This is a genomic window from Micromonospora sp. 4G55 (genome assembly GCF_016803375.1).
On sequence record NZ_JAEVHN010000450.1, the window covers coordinates 1 to 5,135 of the forward strand.

General features: G+C 73.9%; 3 protein-coding genes and 2 pseudogenes. 4 read left to right on the forward strand and 1 reads right to left on the reverse strand.

Translation table 11 applies throughout. From position 1 onward, the window contains the following. The coding region (locus JNW89_RS27045; protein ID WP_238451166.1) for a DUF3097 domain-containing protein at positions 1–724 on the forward strand (724 nt) is incomplete at its 5' end. 328 nt (positions 725–1,052) lie between these two features. Here JNW89_RS27045 and JNW89_RS27050 read toward each other — a convergent pair. Beyond that, positions 1,053–2,366: a serine hydrolase gene (locus JNW89_RS27050; protein ID WP_238451167.1), complete on the reverse strand. Its 1,314-nt coding sequence runs from the start codon at positions 2,364–2,366 to the stop codon at positions 1,053–1,055. A 91-nt stretch (positions 2,367–2,457) separates the two neighbouring features. On the opposite strand from JNW89_RS27050, the gene JNW89_RS27055 reads away from it, so the two are divergent. From JNW89_RS27055 to JNW89_RS27065, 3 genes and pseudogenes are all read left to right on the forward strand, one after another. Further along, positions 2,458–2,931, forward strand: a complete 474-nt coding sequence (locus JNW89_RS27055) for an NfeD family protein (RefSeq protein WP_238451169.1) — start codon at positions 2,458–2,460, stop codon at positions 2,929–2,931. A 5-nt stretch (positions 2,932–2,936) separates the two neighbouring features. Beyond that, positions 2,937–4,042: pseudogene (locus JNW89_RS27060) on the forward strand (SPFH domain-containing protein). Positions 4,043–4,194: 152 nt separating this feature from the next. Further along, positions 4,195–4,987: pseudogene (locus tag JNW89_RS27065) on the forward strand (hypothetical protein). The last annotated feature ends 148 nt before the right edge of the window (positions 4,988–5,135 follow it).

Sequence of the window (5,135 nt, forward strand, 5' to 3'; positions counted from 1 at the left end):
GGTCGAGGACGCCGACTCCGGCTTCTGTGGCGCGGTGGTCGGGTTCGAGTCCGGTGCGGTGGTGCTGGAGGACCGGCACGGTCGGCGGCGCAACTTCCCGCTGCTGCCGGCGGCGTTCCTGCTCGACGGCCGGCCGGTGACGCTGCGCCGTCCGACCCGCGCCCCGGTGCCGGCGGCCCGCCGGCGGACCGCCTCCGGGTCGATCGCGCTCGACAACGTCCGGGCGCAGGTGGCCAAGGCGAGCCGGATCTGGGTGGAGGGCGTGCACGACGCCGCCCTGGTGGAGCGGATCTGGGGTGACGACCTGCGGATCGAGGGCGTGGTGGTCGAGCCCCTGGACGGCATCGACGCCCTCGACGCCGAGGTGCGTGACTTCGGCCCCGGACCGACCCGGCGGCTCGGGGTGCTGGTCGACCACCTGGTGCCCGGCTCCAAGGAGAGCCGGATCGTGGCGCAGGTGACCTCGCCGCACGTGCTGGTCACCGGCCACCCGTACGTGGACGTCTGGCAGGCCGTGAAGCCCGCGGCGCTGGGCATCGCGGCGTGGCCGGTGGTGCCGCCGGGGCGGCCCTGGAAGGAAGGCGTCTGCGCGGCGCTCGGGGTGGCCGAGCCGGCGGACATGTGGCGGCACATCCTGTCCCGCGTCGACAGCTTCGCCGACGTGGAGACGCCGCTGATCAACGCGATGGAACGCCTGATCGACTTCGTCACCGAGCCCGGCTGACCGCCTCCGCCCGCCGCCTCCGCCCGCCGCCTCCGGCGCGCTGCCCGGTCCCCGCTCCCGGACAGCTCCGGATGGGGCCGTCAGGGTTCGCTGCGACGCTACGAACCTGATGACGTGAACGATTCAGGCGGTGAGTCATTGACGTCATCAGGTTCGTAGTCTCGGACCGGCCATCGTGGCCCGGGGCGCGGCCGGCGCCACCGGTTCGCGCCGAGCACGCCCCGAGGCTCCGGAGGCGCCCACCGCGGAGCGCGGGATCCGGCCGCGGTCCACGGGTGGCCGTTCGCGCTTCGCGCGGATGTGTCGCCCGTCGGGCCGGCTCGGCCGGTCAGGGCTCCTGGTCGGGGGTGCGGGTGAAGACGAACGTGGCGATGTCGAGGGCGACCGCCCGGCCGGCCTCGTCGCGGACGACGGTGAGGAGTTCGCCGTCCTGGGCGCCGGTGCGGCCCCGCCAGCGGTCCGGGCCCTCCGGAGTGAACCGGAGCACCGGCTCGCCGACCCGGCCGGCCCACAGCTCGCCCGCGGCGTCGACGCGGAACTCGAACTCGACGCCCATCCACCACCAGCGGCCGGTCAGCTCGGCCAGTTCCCCGGCGGGCGGCGCGGCGGCCGGCCGCCACGGCGTCACCGGCTCGGGCTCGGTGTCGAGCACCAGGGTGAGCAACTGCCGGGCGAGCCCGCCGAGGTGGGCCGAGCGCAGGCCGTACGCGTTGGCGTAGCCGACCACCGCGGTACGGCTCGGCCGGTGCACGGCCAGCGCGGCGACGTACCCGGGCATCGAGCCGCCGTGTCCGACGTAGACCCGGTCGCCCTCCCGGTACAGCTCCACCCCGAGGCCGTGCCCGCCGGTCCACGAGTCCAGGTCGCTGATCACCACGGGCGCGCACATCTCGGTCAGCGTCTCCGGCGCGAGCACGGCCGGCGTCGGATCGGCGAGGAACGCCGCCCAGCGGGCCAGGTCCGCCACCGTGGACCAGAGCTGGCCGGCCGGCGCCATCGCCCCGGTGTCGGTACGCGGCTCCTCGCGCAGCGTGTCGTGCCAGGGGTGCACCACGTAGCCGCGGGCGTACGGCTCGGTGGCGTCGTAGGTGGTGCGGTGCATGCCGAGCGGGGCGAGGAGCCGCTCCCGCGTCAGCTCCGCCCAGGGCGTGCCGGTGATCCGTTCCAGCACCCCGCCGAGCAGCCCGTACGCCAGGTTGGAGTAGTGGTACGCCCGGTGCGGCGGGTACGCGATCTTCTCGGGGGTCAGCCCGGCGACCAGCGTGGCCAGGTCGCCGCCCTCGGTCCGCTCCCACCACTGCCCGTCCGGCTCGCGTTGCAGCCCGCCGGCGTGCCCGAGGAGCTGGCGCAGGGTCAGCGCGCCGACCGGCGTGCCGGGCAGGTGCCGCTCCAGCGGATCGTCCAGGGCGAGCCGACCGGCGTCGCGCTGCTGCATGACCAGGGTGGCCGTCATGGTCTTGCTGATCGAGCCGAGCCGGTACTGCAGGTCGGCGTCGGGACGCGGGTGCTCCCCGGCGGCGGCGAGGTGGGCCAGCGTCCCGTCGCGGACGACACCCAGCACCAGCGACGGCGCGCGGCCGGTGGACTGTGCCTGCGCCACCAGCGCGTCGGCCCGGCGGACGGTCTCGGGCAGCAGGGGCACGGCGTTCTCCTCGGTCGGTCGTGGCCTACCCCGGCGAGCTTACTGATCATGGGGGTCGGTGCGGCGTGCGTCGGCGTGTCACGATTGATCGGTGGACGCCGTGGTGTGGATCGTGCTGGGTGTGCTGTTGGGCGTCGCCGAGATCTTCACGACGACGTTTCTCCTGATCATGTTCGCGGCCGGCGCGTTCGCCGCCGCCGGGGCGGCCGCGCTGGGCGCCCCGGTCCCGGTGCAGGCGCTGGTGTTCGCCGCCGTGTCGGTGCTCTCGGTGGCGTTGGTCCGGCCGGTCATCGCCCGGCACGCCCGCAGCGCGCTGGAGAGCGGCGAGCAGGCGTTCGGGGTGGAGGCGCTGGAGGGTGCCACCGCGCTGGTGCTGGAGCGGGTCGACGACGGGCGCGGCCTGGTCAAGATCGACGGTGAGCTGTGGAGCGCCCGGGCGTACGACGCGACGCAGTCGTTCGAGCCCGGTGAGCGGGTGCAGGTGATCAAGGTCCGGGGCGCCACCGCCCTGGTGTGGCAGGACGACATTTCCTCCCCCGGCGAGCTGCCGGAAGCGAAAAGGTGAGCGGTATGGAGTTTGCAGCGGTCCTGTTGGTGGCCGTGGCCCTGATCGTCGTGGTGACGCTGGTCAAGGCGGTACGCATCGTGCCGCAGCAGCGTCAGGACGTGGTGGAGCGGCTCGGAAAGTACAAGCGCACCTTGAACCCGGGCCTGAACCTGCTGGTCCCGTTCATCGACGCGGTGCGTACCAAGGTCGACATGCGCGAGCAGGTGGTCAGCTTCCCGCCGCAGCCGGTGATCACCTCGGACAACCTGGTCGTGTCGATCGACACGGTCCTCTACTACAAGGTGGTCGACGCGGTTCGGGCCACCTACGAGATCGCCAACTTCATCCAGGCCATCGAGCAGCTCACCGTGACCACGCTGCGCAACGTGATCGGCTCGCTCGACCTGGAGCGGGCGCTGACCAGCCGCGAGGAGATCAACCGGCACCTCTCCGGGGTGCTCGACGAGACCACCGGCCGGTGGGGCATCAAGGTCACCCGGGTGGAGATCAAGGCGATCGAGCCGCCGGCGAGCATCCGGGACTCGATGGAGAAGCAGATGCGCGCCGAGCGGGACCGCCGGGCGGCGATCCTGACCGCGGAGGGGCACAAGCAGTCGCAGATCCTCACCGCCGAGGGTGAGAAGCAGTCCGCGGTGCTGCGCGCCGACGGTGACCGGCAGGCCCGGATCCTCCAGGCCGAGGGTCAGGCCAAGGCGATCCGTACCGTCTTCGATGCCATCCACCAGGCCAACCCGAGCCAGAAGGTGCTGGCCTACCAGTACCTCCAGGCGCTGCCGCAGATCGCCAACGGCACCGCCAACAAGGTCTGGATCGTCCCGGCCGAGCTGACCAAGGCCCTGGAAGGGATGGGCGGCGCGCTGGGCGGGCTGGCCGGGATGGTGGGCGACCTTCCCGCGCCGGAGGCGGCCGACCACGCGAGCCAGGTCGAACGCGAGGCCGCGGAGGCGGCCCGGGCGCGGCCTCCGCCGCCCAGGAGATCCACGACGAGGTACGCGTCGCCGAGGCGCAGGCCACCGGCGGCAAGGCCCCGCAGGGGCTGCCCGCCCCGGAGCCGGTCTCGCCGGAGAGCCTGGTGAACGACCCGTCGGACCAGCGCGCCCGCGGCTGATCCGAACAGCCGTCCGACCTCGGACGGCAAATGCGAGAAACACTCATGCGGCGTCCCGGCGCCTGCCACGATCGGTCTGACGGACGGGTGGTGGCCAGGAGCCGGGGCGCGGATGCGTCCCCGCGCCGCCCGTCGGAGCGAGCGAGGTGACCATGGACCCGGCGAAGCGGCTCTTCTCCACCACCCCCGTCCCCGGCGCGCACGATCCCGCGGGCCCGCTGGGCACCCGCCGTACCGGTGGGGGGTTTCGGGGTGCTGCCCTTCGTCGCGACCCGGGCCCCGCGGCGCCGGCCACCAACGCGAGCTGGGCGTGGTCGCTGCGGCGCTTCGCCCGCGCGTCGGTGTGGCTCCTGCCCGCCTACGCGGTGCTGTACGGCGTGGTGGCGATGGCCAGCGACGGCGGGGTGGGCAACGACCCGTACCCGGCCGACGGCCGGCCGCTGTACCTGGTGGGCTGGGTGGCCGCGGTCTGGTTGGGCCTGCTCGCCCTGCTGGCGTTGACCGGGCTGCTCGCCGCCACCCGCGACCGCAAGGTGGCCGTCACCGGGCTGCTGGTCAGCATCGCCGGCACCGTGCTGATGCTGCCCTTCGCCGGGCTGGCCGAGCAGACCCCGGTCTTCGGCACCACCGCCCGGATGCTGGTCCTGGTCGGCGCCACCTTCTACAGCGCCGGCTGGCTGTTCACCGGCTGGTCGGTGGCCCGCTCCGGGATGTTCTCCATCGGTGACGGCGTGATGCTGATGATCGCCGCCCCGCTGCTCGGCCTCGGCGGCGCGCTGATCGGCTCGCTGCAGACCTTCGGCGCTATCTTCGTCCTGATCTCGGGCATCGGGATCGGCTACCGCTCCGGCCGGCTGGTCCCCGCCGCGATCGCCCGCGACGCCGCCACCCGCCAGCGTCCCCACCTCGACCGGCGGCCCCCAGGGCCCCCTCCCCGCCGCCTGACCCTCCCGCACCCGCGCCCGCGCCCGCCAGCCTCTGCTCGGTGATCAAGAAGTTTGCGTCGGGAAAGGGCCGCCGGCTGACGCAAACCTCTTGATCACCGGGCCGGGCGCGCCGGCCGAGAAGGCGGGCGGGCGCGCGGGAGGGCCGG